General features: G+C 67.3%; 17 protein-coding genes. 8 read left to right on the plus strand and 9 right to left on the minus strand.

The window, feature by feature from the left end; genetic code table 11:
- Positions 1 to 45 precede the first annotated feature (45 nt).
- The 3 genes from ACD584_RS05810 to ACD584_RS05820 all read right to left on the minus strand — a co-directional run bounded on the left by ACD584_RS05810 (position 46) and on the right by ACD584_RS05820 (position 3,074).
- On the minus strand, positions 46 to 1,380 hold the full coding sequence (locus ACD584_RS05810; protein ID WP_228438020.1) for a DUF2867 domain-containing protein: 1,335 nt from the start codon (positions 1,378 to 1,380) through the stop codon (positions 46 to 48).
- 117 nt (positions 1,381 to 1,497) lie between these two features.
- A complete protein-coding gene (locus ACD584_RS05815) occupies positions 1,498 to 1,812 on the minus strand; it encodes a metalloregulator ArsR/SmtB family transcription factor (RefSeq protein ID WP_012437889.1) in 315 nt (104 codons plus the stop codon).
- 269 nt (positions 1,813 to 2,081) lie between these two features.
- Positions 2,082 to 3,074, minus strand: a complete 993-nt coding sequence (locus ACD584_RS05820; protein WP_011037757.1) for a LysR substrate-binding domain-containing protein — start codon at positions 3,072 to 3,074, stop codon at positions 2,082 to 2,084.
- Positions 3,075 to 3,244: 170 nt separating this feature from the next.
- Here ACD584_RS05820 and ACD584_RS05825 point away from each other — a divergent pair, with 170 nt between their 5' ends.
- Positions 3,245 to 4,132, plus strand: coding sequence for a DMT family transporter (locus ACD584_RS05825; protein WP_011037756.1), 888 nt, complete (start codon positions 3,245 to 3,247; stop codon positions 4,130 to 4,132).
- Between the two features lie 65 nt (positions 4,133 to 4,197).
- On the opposite strand, the gene ACD584_RS05830 is transcribed toward ACD584_RS05825, so the two are convergent.
- From ACD584_RS05830 to trxA, 4 genes are all read right to left on the minus strand, one after another.
- The gene (locus ACD584_RS05830; protein ID WP_076036709.1) at positions 4,198 to 5,103 is read right to left on the minus strand and encodes a peptidylprolyl isomerase; all 906 of its coding nucleotides are present in this window, start codon (positions 5,101 to 5,103) and stop codon (positions 4,198 to 4,200) included.
- 236 nt (positions 5,104 to 5,339) lie between these two features.
- A complete protein-coding gene (locus ACD584_RS05835; protein WP_042598290.1) occupies positions 5,340 to 5,579 on the minus strand; it encodes a DUF378 domain-containing protein in 240 nt (79 codons plus the stop codon).
- 172 nt (positions 5,580 to 5,751) lie between these two features.
- Positions 5,752 to 6,201 (minus strand): DUF4442 domain-containing protein, encoded by a 450-nt coding sequence (locus ACD584_RS05840; protein WP_076036710.1) that lies wholly within the window; start codon positions 6,199 to 6,201, stop codon positions 5,752 to 5,754.
- A 120-nt stretch (positions 6,202 to 6,321) separates the two neighbouring features.
- The gene (gene trxA / locus ACD584_RS05845; protein WP_011037752.1) at positions 6,322 to 7,179 is read right to left on the minus strand and encodes a thioredoxin; all 858 of its coding nucleotides are present in this window, start codon (positions 7,177 to 7,179) and stop codon (positions 6,322 to 6,324) included.
- 157 nt (positions 7,180 to 7,336) lie between these two features.
- Here trxA and ACD584_RS05850 point away from each other — a divergent pair, with 157 nt between their 5' ends.
- From ACD584_RS05850 to rsfS, 6 genes are all read left to right on the plus strand, one after another.
- Positions 7,337 to 7,963 carry a DUF998 domain-containing protein gene (locus ACD584_RS05850; RefSeq protein WP_014508306.1) on the plus strand — a complete coding sequence of 209 codons (627 nt, stop codon included), beginning with the start codon at positions 7,337 to 7,339 and terminating at the stop codon, positions 7,961 to 7,963.
- A 72-nt stretch (positions 7,964 to 8,035) separates the two neighbouring features.
- A complete protein-coding gene (gene leuS, locus ACD584_RS05855; protein ID WP_076037830.1) occupies positions 8,036 to 10,678 on the plus strand; it encodes a leucine--tRNA ligase in 2,643 nt (880 codons plus the stop codon).
- Positions 10,679 to 11,087: 409 nt separating this feature from the next.
- Complete coding sequence (gene lptE, locus ACD584_RS05860; protein ID WP_040941001.1) at positions 11,088 to 11,738, plus strand: LPS assembly lipoprotein LptE; 651 nt, start codon at positions 11,088 to 11,090, stop codon at positions 11,736 to 11,738.
- Between the two features lie 21 nt (positions 11,739 to 11,759).
- Entirely contained in the window at positions 11,760 to 12,788 is a 1,029-nt protein-coding gene (holA, locus tag ACD584_RS05865) for a DNA polymerase III subunit delta (RefSeq protein ID WP_070690565.1), read from the plus strand.
- Positions 12,789 to 12,955: 167 nt separating this feature from the next.
- Positions 12,956 to 13,684, plus strand: a complete 729-nt coding sequence (nadD, locus tag ACD584_RS05870) for a nicotinate-nucleotide adenylyltransferase (protein ID WP_228438021.1) — start codon at positions 12,956 to 12,958, stop codon at positions 13,682 to 13,684.
- Between the two features lie 56 nt (positions 13,685 to 13,740).
- Entirely contained in the window at positions 13,741 to 14,157 is a 417-nt protein-coding gene (rsfS, locus tag ACD584_RS05875) for a ribosome silencing factor (RefSeq protein WP_014508300.1), read from the plus strand.
- A gap of 72 nt (positions 14,158 to 14,229) precedes the next feature.
- On the opposite strand, the gene ACD584_RS05880 is transcribed toward rsfS, so the two are convergent.
- Positions 14,230 to 15,765: an alkaline phosphatase PhoX gene (locus ACD584_RS05880; protein WP_076036712.1), complete on the minus strand. Its 1,536-nt coding sequence runs from the start codon at positions 15,763 to 15,765 to the stop codon at positions 14,230 to 14,232.
- Between the two features lie 120 nt (positions 15,766 to 15,885).
- On the opposite strand from ACD584_RS05880, the gene rlmH reads away from it, so the two are divergent.
- A complete protein-coding gene (gene rlmH, locus ACD584_RS05885) occupies positions 15,886 to 16,356 on the plus strand; it encodes a 23S rRNA (pseudouridine(1915)-N(3))-methyltransferase RlmH (RefSeq protein ID WP_011037743.1) in 471 nt (156 codons plus the stop codon).
- 508 nt (positions 16,357 to 16,864) lie between these two features.
- On the opposite strand, the gene ACD584_RS05890 is transcribed toward rlmH, so the two are convergent.
- On the minus strand, positions 16,865 to 17,545 hold the full coding sequence (locus ACD584_RS05890) for an energy transducer TonB (RefSeq protein ID WP_011037742.1): 681 nt from the start codon (positions 17,543 to 17,545) through the stop codon (positions 16,865 to 16,867).
- Positions 17,546 to 17,734: the final 189 nt, after the last annotated feature.

Below are 17,734 nucleotides of genomic sequence, written 5' to 3' on the forward strand. Positions count from 1 at the left end.
CAGGCAAAGGCAAGGTGATGGCCTGCCGCCTCCGCGTCATGCGTTTCATGCCGGCTGCGGGCGCCAGCTTGCCTGCGCGTGCTGCGCCGTCTCCAGCACCTGCCGTGCGGCGCTGCCGAGCATGGCCGGCATGATGTAGTGACGATGGGTGCGGTGGATCGCCGCCATGTACAGGTGCCCGAACAGGTTGCGGCAATGCACCTGCGTAGCCATGGTCACCGCGAGCGTGTGTTCACCGGTGCGGCGCACGCTGATCGCCGAGCGGAAACGCACGTGTTTGTCGTCCGCGCCCAGCAGCACCTGCACCTGCCGGCCATCGGCGTCGCTGCGGTGGGCCAGCACCGGGTAACGGCCGGCGAACCGCTGCGCTGCATGCGGGTCCAGTAACGACGACACCGGGCAACCCAGCGGCGAGGTGCGCAGCCCCAGCGGTCTGACCATCAGGTTGCGCAGCCGCATCAATCCGCTCACCCCGCTCGGTGGCTGGTCGATGAAGGCCTGCAGCAGGTCGCACATCAGCTCCGGCAGCCGGTCGCTGCGCAGCTGGCGGGTATCCAGCTGCACCTGATGGCTGTCCTGGTAGTGCACCGGCGCGCTGAAGTGCGCGTGCAGCAGCGCATCCTCTGCCACGGTGGGCAGTGCGCGCACACGCGGTGCCGGCGCACTGGTGGCCACGAAGCCGCCACGTTGCGTCAGCGCCAGGGCCTGGCGCAGGCGACCGGCCCAGCGCCGCGCACGGGCGCATGCACGCTGCTGCCAGCTCTGTGGTCTGACGTTGAAGGACAGCGCGGTGGTCGGCACCTCGCTGGTACGGAACTGGTCCGATTCCAGCAATGCGGTGACCGCCGCCGGCAGCAGCTCGGTGAGGCTGGCGATGGTGGCCTGGCCACTGCTGACCAACGCCTGCTGTGCGCTGTCCAGCGCACCCGCGGCTTCATCGGGATGGCAGGACAGGGCGAACAACGCCGAATGGTTCGCGCTGCCGCGCGCCGGCACGAACTGATGCCAGGTGCCACCGCCAAAGCGCACCGTGAACAGGCTGTCGCCGGGCAGGTCCACATGGCGCAACGCGTGCAGGAAGGCCTGCGGATCCTGCGCAATCTGCCGCGCCGAAGCGGTGGAGAACCGCAACTGCGCGCCACCGCTGCCGGTCACCGCAGTGAACACGCGGTTGCCGGCATGGCAGTGGAACGGGTGCCCCTGCGGGCCGACCGAAAACGAGAACAGCGAGGCCGGGTCGCCCAGCTGGAAGTCCGGTGCCGACAGCTGCGCCGATGGCTCGTCCAGCGCAGCGTGATGGGCCGGGTGCTGCTGTTGCCGCCGGCCGGCCTGCGCGATCAGGCCGTCGCCGGCGCCTGGATCCAGCTGGGCGATCAGGATCACTTCCACCGGCCGCCCGCCGCTGCAGGAGGGCAGCAACACGCGGGGGAAACTCGCTTCGGCAACAACCTGTTGTGGGTACATGGCAATCCTTGCAGTCACGACGAAGAGCGGGAGTCAGCGCGGTTTCTTGGCTAATTTGCGCGATTCGCGTTGCAACGGACCGGCCTTGGGGCAGACCTCGAAGGCGAAACCGCTGAGCGTGTTGACCATGTTGTCCGGGGTCAGCCGGTACACCACGAACTGGCCGCGCCGTTCGCTGCTGACCAGGCCAGCCGCCGACAACACCGACAGATGCCGCGAAATGGCGGGCGCACTCATCGCAAAGCGCTCGCCGATCTGGCCAGCGGTCAGTTCCTGCGCCGACAGATAGGCCAGGATCTCGCGACGTGGTCGCGATGCCAGGGCTTCGAAAATGCGATCGATCGACATGATGGCTTAGCTAATTAACGAATTAGCTAATTAACTCGCTTGGTGTGCGAGGTGTCAAGCGATTTTTACTGGCGGGTCGAACTGGGAGCGTCGCCCGTCCCTGTTTGGAGAGGCGGAAGTGCGGTGCAAGGCCGTGTTGGCGTGCACGTCTACTGTTGCTTTCGCAGCCGCCTGACGCGCCACTGGGCGGCAGACTGATTGGATCGCTTGCACAACGGGAGACATCGCGGCGCAGTTGCAGATGGCGATGCACTACCTGCGGCGAAGGCTCACTCGGTTGCCGGCGCACGGCGCGATCGCCGCCGTCTGTCCGGCGCGTGCGCGGTCTCGCCGGTGGGCAATGCCAGCAGTTCGGCGGGCAGTGCCGGCATCGGCGTGCGCTCGTCCAGTGCTTCGCGTTTGAGCCAGTCGATGAACACGGTGGCCGCCGGGCTGGGCGCGCGATGGCTGGGGTGCACGATGTAGTAGGCGTAGCGCGCCTTCAAGGTCGGGCCGGGCAGGCGTACCAGCTCATAGCGCTGCAGATACGGTTGGGCAATGTGCTTGCGTGCCAGCACCGCGCCCAGTCCGTACACGGCCGCGCGCATCGCATCGGTGCTGTCGTTGAAGGTGTGCATCGGCGGCAGCGTGGTGCCGCGCACCTGCGCCGCGCGGAACCAGTCGCGCCAGCCCTGCGGCGACATGTCCGACAACAGCGGCAGTTGCGCAATCTGCGCCGGCGTCTGCAATGCGGCCACTTCGGGCAACGAGGGCGAGGCCACCGGGAACAGTTCGTCGTCCATCAGGTGGTGCGAGGTCAACCCCGGCCAGGCGCCCTGGCCGTAGCGGATGCCCACTTCCGGCCCGCCTTCCTCGAAGCGCGAGAATGCCGGGTCCGATTGCAGGTCCAGGCGGATATGCGGGTGCAGGCGACAGAACCGCGGCAGGCGCGGCAACAACCAGCAATACGACAGTGAGCGCAGCGTGGTCACGCGTAACGGGATGGCGTCTTCGCGCGGATGCAGATTGCCTGCCACCGCCGCGATCTCGGCCAGCGCCGCGCTGGCGGCATCGGCCAGCTGGCGTCCTTCGGCGGTGAGCATCACGCCGCGCGGCAGCCGCTGAAACAAGGTTGCACCGAGCAGTGCCTCGAGCTTGCGCACGTGATGGCTCACCGCGCTGGCGGTGAGGTGCAGTTCTTCCGCCGCATGGGCGAAGTTCTGGTGGCGCGCGGCTGCGGCGAAGACGCCGAGCGCAGGCAGCAAGGTAGGGCGCAGGTGCATGAGGCATGAGTGAGATTTGTGGCTCGCCCCGATACTACGCGCTTGTCGCGCCTGCGATGTACGCGGATGCTTTGTCGCTCCCCACCTCGATCCCGCGCCATGACCGCTCGCCTGCCCGATGTTCTTTCACGCGTGCGCACTGGCGCACTGCAGGTCAGGAGGGCGCACGCATGAGTGCACAGCCGTCACTGCAACCAGCGCTGGGAGTGCGCGATTGGCGCACCCCGCTGGAACTGGTGTTCCTGGGAATCGTATGGGGCTGCTCGTTCCTGTTCATGCGCGTGGCCGCGCCGCATTTCGGCGCCGCCGCACTGGTGGAAATTCGTCTCGCGCTGGGTGCCACGGTGTTGTTGCCGTTTTTGTGGGTGGCGCGCAGCCGCTTCCCGCTGCACCGTTGGCCGATGCTGGCCGCCATCGGTGTGCTCAATTCGGCCTTGCCGTTCCTGCTGTTCGCCTGGGGTGCGCAGCATGCGCCCGCGGCGGTGGGCGCGATCTGCAACGCGATGACGGTGTTGTTCACTGCCCTGATCGCGTTTGTGTTCTTTGGCGAACGCATCGGCACGCGCCGCGCGGTGGCACTGTTGATCGGCTTCATCGGCGTGCTGGTACTGGCCACCGGCAAGTCCGCCGGGCTCAGCGTGGGGCCGGCCGCGTTGGCCGGCGCCACTGCGTCGCTGCTGTATGGCATCGGCTACAACCTGGTGAAACGCCACATGGGCGATCTGCCGCCGGCAGCGTCGGCAGCCTCTACATTGGGGTGCAGTGCGCTGCTGCTGGCGCCGGTGGCGTGGTGGCAGTGGCCGAGCGCGCCGGTGCCGGCCAGCGCGTGGGCCTGCGCCGGTGCACTGGGCGTGGTGTGCACCGGGCTGGCCTTCCTGATGTATTACCGCCTGATCCAGCGCATCGGCCCCGCGCGCGCCTCCACCGTCACCTATCTGGTGCCGGTATTCGGCGCGCTGCTGGCCTGGGCACTATTGGGCGAGGCACTGACCTGGACCATGCTGCTGGCCGCGGTATTGATCCTCGGCAGCGTGGCCTTCAGCCAACGCGCACGCTAAGCATCGGCAGTGTTCGAGAATTCGCAGCAATCCGCTCCTGCGATTCCCCATTCCCGATTCCCCATTCACGCCGCAGGCGGCGTCCGCACCGGCAACGGCACATTGCACAGATCGATATGCCCGGCCGGTCGCTTGTAGAAATCGTCCTTGCGGTTGCGGCGTGCTTCGGCCACGTCGCGAAAGGTCTGGCTGTCGGTGCGCAGTAATTGCAGCGGCGTGCGCTCGGGCAACGGCACCTCGCTGGCGAGCCGGATCGCGCGCAGCGTGGTGCGCTGTGCGGCGTCTTCGTAAAAGCCCATTGGATCAGGTCCGCGCGGAATCACGCTCAACAATTCCATGCCCTTGACCACGCGGCCGACCACGGTGATGTTGCGGTCCAGCTGACGAGGCGATTGACCGGTGACCACGTAGAGCTCGGCGCCGATGCTGCTGTCTTCATCGTTATTGCGGCCCGCGCCCAAGGTGCCGTAGCAATGCGCCAGCCAGGTCTTGCCGCTGGCCGGATCGCGGCCCGCCGGAAAACCGTCGACGAAGCCGACCTGCGGTGCCCAGCCGTCGCTGTCGGGCAGGCGCTGGAAATCCAGGCCCTGCGAGGCGCGTTCGAATTCGGCCGGCAGATGCGTTTTCGCCGATCCCAGCGATTTGGCCTTGGCCGGCGTCTCGCCGTCGGGGTCGCCGAACTGCACCACAAAATTGTCCTGCGAGCGATAGATGCTCAGCCCGTCCCAGAAGCGCTCATGCGCCAGGGTACGGATGTTGCCCACATGCGCCGGCGCGAACTGCGGAGCCAGTTCGATGATCACCCGGCCGCTGTCCAGTTCCAGATACAGCGTGCGCTCGGGATCCAGGACGCGCCATGCGGAGGCGGGCGAGGCGTCGAGCAATTGCTGTGGGCTTCGGTAGGCAGCGCTGGCAGCAGTTGGCAGCAACAGGGCGAGCAGGCAGGCAGAAGCGAGGGTGCGCAGAAGCATGAAGGCAGCCGGCGGGGAGGTGACTGATTCTTGCCGACGCGGCGCGCCAACGCAAAGGGCGGTGCGCTCCCTATGCCATACGCCAGCACCACAACGCCGGCACGAAGCCCGGCGTTGTAAGGATGCAAATGCAGCAGCGGCACGATAAGTCAGCTGTCTGGACACAACCGGCTCAGCGCGCCGCCGATGCAACGTTGGAGCGGCTAACAAAACGGCGTCGTTGTTGCTAGCTGCGCTTAGTGGTTACGCACGTGCGGGCTGGTGTGGTGCTGTGCCGGCGCATGGTTGTTGCGGAACAGCGGGATCAGCTGCCACAGCGCAGACAGGCCGACCAGTGTGTACACCACGCGCGACAGGGCCGCGTCTTGTCCGCCAAACAGCGCGGCAACCAGATCGAATTGGAACAGGCCGACCAGGCCCCAGTTCAATCCGCCGACGATAAGAAGCACGAGGGTGATGACATTGATCGCTTTCATGGGAGGCAGTCCGTGTGTGTGGGTTTGGAGTGCCTAGATTCACCATCGCAGCGCAAATGCATCGTGAGCGTTTCAACGCTTCTTTTTGCATTGCAAAGACGCATCACTCACGTGGTGAGGACGGTAATCGACCTCGTCTACGGCCTGCTGTGACGCGCATTTCTTGCGCTCGTCAGCGCTGCGGTTTGCGCTTGACGTAGAGCTGCTTACGCACGCGCGCAACCACATCACCGCTGCGGTCGTGCACGTCGGTGTCGAACCAGTGCAGGTATTTTTCGCCGCTGTCGGTGGCGCTGCGGAGGGTGTCGAGGATGGCGTTGTCGAGCACGAAGTCCGCGGTCACCGTGCCACGGCCGGGCTTGATGAAGTCGATGCTGCCGGCCTTGTCCCAGACGTAGTAATCGCGGCCCAGGTTCTGCATCACCAGCAGCATCCAGAACGGGTCGGTCATGGCGAACAGGCTGCCGCCGAAATGCGTGCCCACGTAGTTGCGGTTCCATGGCCGCTGGCGCAGCTCGACCCGCGTGTAGCGGTAATCGGCCGACAACACGGTGACGTGGATACCCGCGAACAGGAACGGCGGCCACAGGTTGAGGCCGAATTTGAACAAGGGTGCGCGCATGCTCGACGTCAGCTCTCCAGGCCAGCGCCGAGAATAACATTCGTATGCGTATGGAGTAACGCCGAAGGCACGTCGCGCTGCAGATGCGGCCGCAAGGGCCGGCATCTGCAGCGCGGAGGATCAGAACAACAGCGCCGACATCTTGCGGCGGTAGCGGCCCACCAGGTCTTCGTCCTCGATCACGCGGAACGCGTCGATCAGGCTACGGCGCGGCAGGTTGTCCTCGAAACCGCGGTTCTGGCGCAGCATTTCCAGAAACTGCTCCAGCGCCGCTTCGTCGTCGCCGTCGAGCAGGTGACGGACCCCGAGCAGATGGCGCGCGTGCAGGTCGCTGCCATCGGCGGCCACCGTAGTCTGCAGAGCGGCGGCGTCGGGCGCATCCTTGAGCACGTTCGCAAAGCCCAGTCGCGCCTTGGCGCGCACGGCGCGGTCGTCGGTGGCCAGGTTGGCGGGCAGGGCGTCGATCAACTGCTCGGCCTCGAGCGTGTCGCCGGTCTTGAGCAGCGCCAGCGCCAGGTCCAGCTTGAGTTCGTCCTTGTCCGGCTCGGCGGCGATTGCCTCGCGTAGCGCGGCGACCTGCGCCTGCGGGTCCAGCGGTGCCAGCGGAACCTCTTCGGCCACCTGCGGCTCGGCCGGCAGCACGCCGTGCTGGGTCAGGAACTCGCGGATCTGGCCTTCCGGCATGGCGCCCGGGAAGCCGTCCACCAGTTCGCCACCCTTGACCAGGAACACGGTGGGAACCGAACGGATCTGGAAGGCCGCAGCGATCTGCTGCTCCTTGTCCACGTCGACCTTGGCCAGCTCGAAGGCGCCGTTGTAGTCGGCTGCCAGCTTTTCCAGGATCGGGGTCAGCGATTTGCATGGCCCGCACCAGGTGGCCCAGAAGTCCACCAGCACCGGTGTCGTCAACGATTTCTGCAGGACCTCGGTCTCGAAGGTGTCGGTGGTGACATCGAATACATGCGCTTTGTCGGACATGGGTTTCCAGGAGAATGACGGCAACAGTGGACCGTAATGGTGGCAAACCCGGCCCAGACAAGGCCAGCGTTGCCGCCGCCAGGGGTTCACGCCGCGACCGCCGCGCACGACAATGCCGTGCTCTGGCGTGGTGCGCGCCGCGACGTGGAGCAGGGCAATGGCGATCATCGAGGGTTTGCAGCGGTACCTGGGCTTGATCGCCGCCACTGCCTTTGTGCTGGCAGTGGCTGGATTCGGAGCCGCGCTTCCCGGCTACCTGCAGGGCAGCCACCCGGTGGCATTGCTGGGCGCAGCCGGGGTGCCGCATGCGCTGGGCTTCAATCTGCTGGCGTTCGTGCTGGTGGGCGGGCTGGGCATGGCCACCGGCATCAGCCTGCTCGCCCGCATGCCGCCCAAGGCCGGCTGGAGCCTGCGCGTGGGTGGGCAGTTGATCGTACTGGCGGGCCTGGCCTTCATCGGCATGGGCCTGTTGCCGCTGGATCCCACCGACCTGGACGGGCGCGCCAGCCAGTCGCATGCCACCGCCTGGCTGCTGTGGGCGGTGGCTTTCGTCCCCGGCATGCTGTTGATTGCCGCGCAGTTGCTCAACCAGCCCGGCATGCGCGCGCTGGCGTGGCTGAGCCTGGCCGCCGGCCTGCTGGTGGCGGTGCTGTCGTTCGGCCCGCCCGGGTTGCTGCGCCAGGCCGTGGCCCAGCGCGTGGCGTTCCTGGCCTGGGTGGGCTGGTTGGCGGTGGCGGGCTGGTCCTGGCCGGCGCTGGTGCGGCCGGGTAGCCGCCCGGTCTGAGCCAGCGGTTTGGAGCACCTGCTGCACTGCGGTACCCTGTACCGCTTTGCACCGCCCGAGCATCTGCTCCCAATGTCCACCGTCGAACCGAACGCCTACGACCCCCAGCAGGTCGAAACCTCCGCCCAGCAGTTCTGGGATGCCACCCGCGCCTTCCAGGTCGACGAGAACTCGGACAAACCGAAGTTCTATTGCCTGTCGATGCTGCCGTACCCCTCCGGTGCGCTGCACATGGGGCATGTGCGCAACTACACCATCTCCGACGTGGTCAGCCGCTACAAGCGCATGACCGGGCACAACGTGCTGCAGCCGATGGGGTGGGATGCGTTCGGCCTGCCGGCCGAAAACGCCGCGATCAAGAACAAGACCGCGCCGGCCAAGTGGACCTACGCCAACATCGAACACATGCGCGCGCAGCTGAAATCGCTGGGCTATGCGATCGACTGGTCGCGCGAGTTCGCCACCTGCACGCCGGACTATTACGTGCACGAGCAGCGCATGTTCACCCGGCTGATGCGCAAGGGCCTGGCCTATCGCCGCAACGCGGTGGTGAACTGGGACCCGATCGACCAGACCGTGTTGGCCAACGAGCAGGTGATCGATGGCCGCGGCTGGCGTTCTGGCGCGCTGGTGGAAAAGCGCGAGATTCCGCAGTGGTTCCTGCGCATCACCGATTACGCGCAGGAACTGCTCGACGGCCTGGATCAGCTGGACGGCTGGCCGGATTCGGTCAAGACCATGCAGCGCAACTGGATCGGCCGCTCGGAAGGGCTGGAAATCCAGTTCGACGTGCGCGACACCACCGGTGCCGCGCTGGATCCGCTGCGCGTGTTCACCACCCGCCCGGACACCTTGATGGGCGTGACCTTTGTGTCCATCGCCGCCGAACATCCGCTGGCGCAGCACGCGGCCAAGTCCAATCCGGAACTGGCCAGCATGCTGGAGACGCTCAAGCACGGCGGCGTGTCCGAAGCCGAGCTGGAAACCCAGGAAAAGCGCGGCATGGCCACCGGCCTGACCGCGGTGCATCCGATCAGCGGCGAGGAAGTGCCGGTGTGGGTGGCCAACTTCGTGCTGATGGGCTACGGCACCGGCGCGGTGATGGCGGTGCCGGGTCACGACCAGCGCGATTTCGAATTCGCCAACAAGTACGGCCTGCCGATCGTGCAGGTGGTCAAGCTGCGTGAGCCACGCAATGAGGACGAACAGGCCTGGGATGCCACGCAGTGGCGCGACTGGTACACCGACAAGAGCCGCCAGCTGGAGTTGATCAACTCTGCCGAGTTCGATGGCCTGGATTACTACGGCGCCTTCGAAGCATTGGCCGAGCGCTTCGAGCGCAAGGGCCAGGGCCAGCGCCGCATCAATTACCGCCTGCGCGACTGGGGCGTGAGCCGCCAGCGCTATTGGGGCTGCCCGATTCCGGTGATCTACTGCGCCAAGTGCGGCGCGGTGCCGGTGCCGGAAGACCAACTGCCGGTGGTGCTGCCGGAAAACGTGGAATTTGCCGGCACCGGTTCGCCGATCAAGACCGACCCCACCTGGCGCCAGACCACCTGCCCGGAGTGCGGCGGCCCGGCCGAGCGCGAAACCGACACCTTCGACACCTTCATGGAGTCGAGCTGGTACGTGGCGCGTTACACCAGCCCGAACGCACGCGACATGGTCGACCGCCGCGCCAACTACTGGATGCCGGCCGACCTGTACGTGGGCGGCATCGAGCACGCGATCCTGCACCTGATGTATTTCCGCTTCTATCACAAGCTCATGCGTGACGCGCGGCTGGTGGATAGCGACGAGCCGGTGACCAACCTGCTCACCCAGGGCATGGTCATCGCCGAGACGTTCTATCGCGACGCCGACAACGGCGGCAAGGACTGGATCAACCCGGCCGATGTGGAAATCCAGCGCGATGAGCGTGGGCGCGTGGTCGGCGCCAGCCTGATCGCCGACGGCCAGCCGGTTCATATCGGTGGCACCGAGAAGATGTCCAAGTCCAAGAACAATGGCGTGGACCCGCAGGCCATGGTGGCCAAGTACGGCGCCGACACCGTGCGCCTGTTCTCGATGTTCGCCGCACCGCCCGAGCAGTCGCTGGAATGGAACGAGGCCGGTGTCGACGGCATGGCGCGCTTCATGCGCCGGCTGTGGGTGCAGGTGCACAAGCATGTGGGCGAGGGCGCTGCTGCTGCATTGGATGTCGCCAGCCTGAGTGCCGAGCAGAAGGCGATCCGCCGCAAGACCCACGAAACCATCGGCAAGGTGGACGACGACTACGGCCGCCGCCACAGCTTCAACACCGCCATTGCCGCGGTGATGGAGTTGTCCAACGCGCTGGCCAAGTTCGACGACGCCAGTGCGCAGGGGCACGCCGTGCGCCAGGAAGCGCTGGAAGCGATGGTGCTGCTGCTCAACCCGATCACCCCGCACGCCAGTCATGCGCTGTGGCAGGTGCTGGGCCGTGGCGAAACGCTGCTGGAAAACGTGCCGTTCCCGCAGGTCGATGCGGCGGCGCTGGTGCGTGATGCGCTGACGCTGGCGATCCAGGTCAACGGCAAGTTGCGTGGCACCATCGAGGTGGCCGCCGACGCAGCGCGCGAGCAGATCGAAGCACTGGCGCTGGCCGAGCCGAACGCAGCCAAGTTCCTGGACGGCCTGAGCGTGCGCAAGATCATCATCGTGCCCGGCAAGATCGTGAATATCGTGGCGGGCTGAGTGCTGCGTAGTGCCGGGTTGCCAGGCCCGATCCGGCCGATTTGTCGGATCGGCTTCTGGCGACGGTAGCTCAGGTTTTACCTGTGTTGCTGGCGATGCATTGCGTTGGTCAGTTGCAATGCGCCGTTGCGGGTGTTGCCGCGTTCCCGTGAGGAACTCCACTGGTGCGTGGTGACGCGCGCGGAGAGATTGCTCAGGCGGTTCATGGCAATCATCGCACTGGCGCGTGGCGACGTTTGTCAGATCTGTTGCCGTGTTCCCGGTGATTCAGTTCACTGGCGCGCGGCGACGCGTTTTTCATTTCCGGGCGCCGCAATGTAGTGCGGCGCCCTCTCAAGCCCCGTTCACGCCGTCTCGGGCAGGCTAGCCGCCTGTTGCCGCCGCCGGGGCGCTCCTCCAGACTGTGCCCATGATCCGATTTCCTACTGCCTTCGCCGCCTCCCTCGTGCTTGTCTCGAGCCTCACCGCCTGCGGCTTCCACCTGCGCAATTCGTTGGCGCTGCCGCCGGATACGCCCGCGGTCAAGGTGCAGTCGGCGTTGCAATACAGCGAGCTGGCCAAACTGCTGCGCCGTGGCCTGAAGGCCGCCGGCGCCACCCTGGCCGACGACGACGCCAAGAGCGGCTTTGCGAAGGTGCAGGTGTTGTCCGAGCGCTGGGGCGATCTGCCGATCGCCATCGACAGCCAGGGCCGTGCGCAGGAGTTCAGCCTGCGCTATGCGGCGATCTTCACGGTGACCACCGCCAACGGCGCAATCCTGGTGCCGCAGCAGGTGATCGAGCTGTCGCGTGATTACGTGTCGCCGCCGGTGGACGCCACCGGTACCGCGACCGAGCGCGAGATCCTGGCCGACGAGCTGCGCAAGGACATGTCCGCCTCGATCCTGCGCCGCATCGACAGCGTGGTGCGCGCCCGCGTGGAGCGCGGCGAATCGCTGGAAAGCACGCCTACCGCGCCGCTGCAGCCCAGCACCACGCCGCCGGTGCAGCCGTCCGGCACGCCGGAGTCGAGCGTGCCGGCCTCGCTGCCGCCCGCACCGCAGCCGTCGAACAACAACTAAGCGCTCGCGCGCTTTTCGTCCATGGAACTTCGCCCAGAGCAGCTGGCCGGCCAGTCCAGCCAGCCGTTGCAGCCGGTCTATCTGATTGCCGGCCCGGAAACCTTGCGTGTGCTGGAGGCCGCCGACGCGGTGCGCGCCCGCGCGCGCGCCGAAGGCATCAGTGAACGCGAAGTGTTCGACGCCGACGGGCGTGAGTTCGACTGGAACCAGCTGGACGCCAGCTTCAATGCGCCCAGCCTGTTCAGCCCGCGCCGCCTGGTCGAGGTACGCATGCCCAGCGGCAAGCCGGGCAAGGACGGCGCCGAGGTCATCACCCGGTTCTGCGCCAACCCGCCGCCGGACGTGGTGCTACTGATCACCGCCAACGACTGGAGCAAGGCGCACCAGGGCAAATGGGCCGATGCGGTCGGGCGGATCGGCACCATCGCCGTGGCCTGGGCGATCAAACCGCATGAGTTATCGGACTGGATCGAGCGCCGCCTACGTGCGCAGGGCTTGCGCGCCGATGCGGCCGCGGTGCAGCGGCTGAGCGAGCGGGTGGAAGGCAACCTGCTGGCCGCCGCGCAGGAGATCGACAAGCTCGCCTTGCTGGCCGATGGCAAGGTGCTGGATCTGGAGGCGATGGAATCGCTGGTGGCCGATGCCGCCCGTTACGACGTCTTCCGCCTGGCCGAAACCACTTTTTCCGGGCAGCCGGCCGCGGTGGTGCGCATGCTCGCCGGCCTGCGCGCCGAAGGCGAGGCAGTCGCGGCGCTGATGCCCATCCTGATCAAGGAATTGCTGCGCACCGCCTCCCTGGCCAAGGTGCAGGCCGGCGGCGGCAACCTGGGCGCCGAAATGAAGGCCCAGGGCATCTGGGAATCCCGCCAGGCACCGTTCAAGCGCGCCTTGCAGCGGCATCCCGAGCCGCGCCGGTGGGAACGCTTCGTCGCCGAGGCCGGGCTGGTCGATCGCATGGCCAAGGGCCGCGCCGAGGGTGACCCCTGGGTGGCGCTGGAACGCCTGCTGGTCGCTGTCGCCGAAGCCCGCGCGGTGAGATTGCTGGCGTGACAGCGGGGCAGGCCGGAACTGCTGAGCGGGGCGCCGGCGCCGCAGAGCGAGAGCCTCCAACCGCAGCGCAAGGCGCACGGACGGCCCCTCCCACCGGCGTCGCTCCTAGGTCAGCAGCCACCCACGCGCAGGCCGCCGCGTCAGAGGCGCTTCTTCCCGGATCCCAAATCCCCAATCCCGAATCCCGGTCCCACACAGATTGCCGATTGCCGATTGCCGATTCCCGCCCCAAGCTCCACCTCTACTACGGCGGCACCTTCGACCCGATCCATCTCGGCCACCTGGCCATTGCCTGCGCCGCACGCGATGCGCTCGGCGCGCAGGTGCATCTGGTGCCGGCCGCAGACCCGCCACATCGCCCCGCGCCCGGTGCCACTGCCACGCAGCGCACCCGCATGCTGGAACTGGCCCTGGCCGATCTCCCCGGGCTGCTGCTGGATACCCGCGAGGTGCGCCGCGCCGCGCAGGGCGGGGCGCCGTCCTACACGGTGGACACCCTGCACGAGGTGCGCGCCCAGCTTGGGCCCGCCACGCCCGTCGCCTGGCTGCTGGGTGCCGATGCCTTTGTGGGCCTGCCCGGCTGGCATGAGTGGACCGAACTCTTCGGGCTGGCGCATCTGGTGATCGCTGCGCGCCCAGGCACGGCGCTGGACCTGGCCGATGCGCCGGTGCTGGCGCAGGCGGTGCAGGGCCGGTGGGCCACCGACGCGCGCGACCTGCTCACCGCACCGGCTGGTCGGCTATGGCGGCTGCCGCATCCGTTGCGCGGCGAATCGGCCAGCGCGGTGCGCAGCCGCATTGCCGCCGGTGGCCAATGGCAGGAGCTGGTGCCGCCGGCGGTTGCCGCATTTATCGCCGAAGAAGGCCTGTATGGCTGCGTTCGGCCGGCTAGCTGAACACGCGAGCGGCCGGACTTGCCTATAATTCACCCAAATCTATCGAGTTGCCTGCTTTGACCAGCCAAGCCCAAGTCATCAAGACCTCCATTCCGAACCCGCCGCCGTCCGTGCCGGCCCTGTTGGCCACCGTGCGTGAGGCCGTCGAGGAGCTGAAAGCCAAGGACGTGGTCGAGATCGACGTGCGCGGCAAGTCCAGCGTCTGCGATTACATGGTGGTGGCATCGGGCACCTCGACCCGCCACGTGAAGTCGATCGCCGAAGAAGTGGTGAAGTTCGCCAAGCGTCTGGACGTGATGCCGCTGGGCGTGGAAGGCGAGCGCGAGGCAGAGTGGGTGCTGGTGGACCTGGGCGATGTGGTGGTGCATGTGATGCTGCCGCGCGTGCGCGAGTTCTATGCGCTGGAGCGCTTGTGGACTGTTGGCGACCAGCGTCCGTCCGATCTGGAAGAGGCGGACGACGAGCAGGCTTAAGTCTGCGCAGCTGCGTCACACCAACGAACGGCGCCCTCGGGCGCCGTTCGTGTTTGCGCGTGGTCGGGCGGCTTATAGCGGCCCGCGCTCCCACGGGCCGGTGATGGCCAGCGTGATCCCCGGGGTCTGGATGTTGACGAACAACGTCTGCGCGAGCGGGTCCCAGCAGGCGCCGCAGAACTCGGTGTCGCGGTAGTCGCCCTCGGCAATGGTCTTGCCGGCATCGGCGATCTGCTGCGAGGTCAGCTGCACGTTGTTCTTGGCTAGATAGAACGACTCACCATTGCGGGTCAGGCCCAGCAGACGCGCGCCCGGGCCGTATTCGTCCGGGCTCTCGCCGCCGTCTTCGCACAGCACCACGCCACCGCGCGCGCTGACGGTGACGTTGTCCGGGTTATGCGCCGCCAGCTGGTTGCCGCTGACGAACAGCGCGCTGAGCCGCTGGGTAAACAGGTCCAGCACCCACACCGCGCCATTGCCGTAGCCGCGCCGGCCCTGTGCATCCACGCCGGTGCTGGTGTCGACAATGAACAGCTTGCCGTAGCTGTACCAGATACCTTCGCCGCGGCTCATGCGCAGCGCGCCATCGGTCCAGGCCTGCGCGAACGGGCCGCTCAGGGTGTCGTTGGCGCCGATGTCGGCAAAGCCCGCCGGTGCGGCGATGCTGTCCAGATCCGGCTCTTCGATGTCGACCCATTCCAGCTGGAACTGCTGGCCGATGCTGGCCACGGTGAGGTCGGCGTTGCGCTTGCCACGCACGCGCGCGGCCTGCAGCCGGCCGCCGTTCTCCAGCGAGCCGTTGCGGCCGCGGCGGTCGTTGGGAATGAAGCGGTACAAGCCGGCCTTGTTGCGGTCGTCTTCGGTGAGATAGACGATGCCGGTGCGCGGGTCGATCGCCACCGCCTCATGGCTGAAGCGGCCCAGCCCGACCAGCGGCCGGCCGGTGGTGCGGTGGCTGTCCGGGTCCACTTCGAACACGTAGCCGTGCTTGCGCCCGGTGCTGGAGACCGCATTGGTCTTGATCTCTTCGCAGCTCAGCCAGGTGCCCCAGGGCGTCGGACCGCCGGCGCAATTGACCAGGGTGCCGCCCAGGCTCGGTTCCAGGCTGCCCCAGCCGCGCCGCCCATAGCTCAGCGTGGTGGTGCCGCCGCCGGCCTGCGCGGTGCCGCTGACGATGCCGGTGTCGTACATCGCCGGCGCACGGAACTGGCTGGCGGCGCCACGCTCGTGGTTGCGGATCAGCACGTATTCCAGGCCGCGCAGGCCATCGGTGCCGGGGCGCCAGCCGGGCCGACGCAGGCTGACCACGGCCATGCCGTCATGCCGGTCGGGGCAGGGTTGGCCATCGTCCATGCGGTCGCCGCTCCAACCGAACGAGCGGTAGCTGAAGCCGCGCGGCAGCTGCAGCAAGGGCAGACCGGTGCTCTGGTCGGCGACCGGCGCGAGCGGGCCGTAACGGCTGGGCACCGGCGCCAGGCGCATGGAGGGCGTGGTGGCGGCCTGGGCCTGGCGCGACTGCAATGCGCTCAGGCTGCCAAGGGCACCGGCGGCCATCACGGCGGCGCTGCCTTTGAGGACCTGGCGACGGGCGGGATCGAAAACATGCATCGAACGACTCCTGCGGGCTGGGTGGTCGGGCGACACTAATTGCCGCCTGTAACCACGCCATGACACACAACGGCAAATCGCCACGGACTGCCCAGGCTGTGACGCGGATATCATGTACGGATGAAATGCCGACTCATCGCCACCGGCGAGCGCGCACCGGCCTGGGTGGCGCAGGGCTTTGCCGAATATCAGAAACGTCTCTCGCACTGGATGCCGCTGGAGCTGGTCGAGATCGAGCCCGGCCTGCGCGGCAAGGGCCGCGACGCGCAACGCGCCATCGACGACGAAGGGCGCCGCGTGCTGGCGGCGCTTCCCAAGAATGCGCATGTGGTCGCGCTCGATGTGCCCGGGCGCCCGCTCAGTTCCGAACAGCTGGCCCAGCGCATGGAACATTGGCGCGGGCAGGGCCGCGATCTGGCCTTTCTGATCGGCGGGCCCGAGGGCCATGCCGCCGACGTGGTGAAGAGCGCCAACGAGAGCTGGTCGATCGGCCCGCTGACGTTGCCGCACATGCTGGTGCGCCTGATCGTCGCCGAGCAGCTCTACCGCGCGGCCGCGATGCTGGCCAATCATCCTTACCATCGCGCGTAGCGCTGTCATGGCACGTGCTGTGCAGAGGGCCTGATCAGCGCAACCGAGCGCTGATTGTGCAGCGTCCAGCTTGATGCACTCGGCAGTTGCGGCCTGCTTGTACACGCGTCGTCGCTATTTCAAGCAGGCAGGGCGTCCTCACCATCGCGCGTCATGGCGAGCGCCGTGCAGCTAACTTCATCAAGTGCCTGGTCGCCGATTGCGCTGTGTCCAGAGGGAGGCGTTCGGGAGTCGCGTCCAGCGTGTACCCCCGCGTCGTTGCCATTTTGATCGTGCCGGCGGGGATGACGCCTGGTCACTAGCCGGCCCCGTGTTGGTCGCTTCAAGCCTGTTGATGTGGCAGGTCATCGCCGGCCTTCCCTGGATGACGCAAAAGGCCACCGACACGGCAGCGTCGGTGGTTACGCTTGCTGCCGAGCACGCATGCCTGCTCGGCAGGAGGGGCGGCAGGTGGGGATTGGCAGCAGTGCGGCGGCTGCAGTTGCAGGCCGCCGCGTCGGTCAACGCTTCAATTCAACGAAAAGCTCACCGGCACCAACCCGTAGGCCTGCACCGCCTGGCCGTTCTGCATTGCCGGCTGGAAGCGCCAACTGCGCAGTACCTGGCTACGCGCGGCCAGATCGAGCGCGCGGTGACCGCTACTGGTCTGTACGCTCACTTCGGCCGGGCGGCCGTCGGTACCGACCAGCACGCGCAGCATCACCGTGCCCTGTTGCCCGGCGCGCAGTGCCGCCACCGGATAGCTCGGTGCGGGCGCGCTGAGATAGTGCAGCTGCCCGGCGTCCACCGGCCCGCTTGAAGGGGGGGCGGCCGGGGCGCTGATGGTCGGCGCCGTATCCGACACTGCCTCCAACGCCACGTGCGCGGTGTCGACCACCGCTGTCTGCGTCACCGATGGCTGCTTCACCACCGGGTCGGCAATGACGGGCGTGTGCGTGCTGGGCGCCTTGAACGTCACCTCGACCGGAAACACGAGCGGCGGCGGGGGCGGCGTCGCCGGCACGGTGATCGGCATCAGCCAGCGCTCCTTCGGCGTGGGCGGTTGCATGACCTGGTGGTGCGACAACGGGATCAACAACAAGCCACCGGCCAGCAGATGCAGCGCCACGGCCGTGCTCATCGCCAGGACGCGCGAGGTGTCGATGCCAAGGGGACGGGAAGAAACCTGCGATTGCGTGCGAACCATCATCCACCTCCAAAACGGAACTGCGGAAAGGACCAGCGCGGCCCGGACGCACTACACCATCCGGTAGCGTAGGTTTACCGCAGCGCGCACGGCTGCACAAGCGACGCGTGGTGGCGACTGCAAGCAGCCGGTCGATCGTGGGTGGAATGGTGCGTGGGCAATCGGCGCCATGCCCGCTTGCGTGAAGCGTGG

It is taken from the genome of Xanthomonas sp. NCPPB 2922 (assembly GCF_041520885.1).
In the GTDB taxonomy this organism is placed as follows: Bacteria; Pseudomonadota; Gammaproteobacteria; order Xanthomonadales; family Xanthomonadaceae; genus Xanthomonas; species Xanthomonas campestris.